This window comes from Cupriavidus sp. FW306-1B-F12B (assembly GCF_058781795.1).
The window spans coordinates 1-720 of the sequence record NZ_JBYSXC010000042.1 but is presented as its reverse complement, the minus strand read 5'-3'; the positions used below and the strand labels follow the sequence as shown (position 1 = coordinate 720).

The window sequence follows — 720 nt, the reverse complement described above, 5'->3', positions numbered from 1 at the left end:
TTCGCGCTGGCGGTTGCCTATGTCGATACCAACGCCAAGGAAGTGGCCTACACCAGCGCCAACCGCGGCCGCTACCTGGGCAAGGCCACGGCCTGGGCCTCGATCACCAAGACTTTCTAATCATTGCCGCAGGCCGGGCGGGCAGCGCCGGCCTGCCCCGAGGAGAAATCGGATGAAACTCATCATCGCAGTCATCAAGCCGTTCAAGCTCGACGAAGTGCGCGAAGCGCTGTCGGACGTGGGCGTGTCCGGCATTACCGTGACCGAAGTGAAAGGCTTCGGCCGCCAGAAGGGCCACACCGAGCTGTACCGCGGCGCCGAATACATCGTCGACTTCCTGCCCAAGGTGAAGATCGAGGTGGCGGTGCCCGACGACGTGGTCGAGCGCGCCATCGAGGCGGTCGAGAAATCGGCCCGCACCGGCAAGATCGGCGACGGCAAGATCTTCGTGGCACCGATCGAGCAGGTCATCCGCATCCGCACCGGCGAGACCGGCGGCGATGCCCTGTGACCCGAGACAGCACATCACAAGAGGTTAAGCACATGAAAACCTGGTTCAAGCGATTCCTGACGGCCGGCGCGATGGCGCTGGCCATCGGCACGGCGGGCGTGGGCATCTCCACGCCGGCCGCCGCACAGGACAAGCCGGCCGCCGAGGCATCTGCCCCGGCCGCCTCCGCCGCCCCCGCCGCAGCCGCTGCCGAAGCGTCGGCGCCGGCT

Annotated in this window: 2 protein-coding genes; both read left to right on the top strand. The window is 66.9% G+C overall.

Features of this window, described 5'->3' with window-relative positions; genetic code table 11:
- The coding region (locus AC3WLE_RS30405; protein WP_492357318.1) for a TorF family putative porin at positions 1 to 120 on the top strand (120 nt) is incomplete at its 5' end.
- A 52-nt stretch (positions 121 to 172) separates the two neighbouring features.
- Complete coding sequence (locus AC3WLE_RS30400) at positions 173 to 511, top strand: P-II family nitrogen regulator (protein ID WP_010814843.1); 339 nt, start codon at positions 173 to 175, stop codon at positions 509 to 511.
- Positions 512 to 720: the final 209 nt, after the last annotated feature.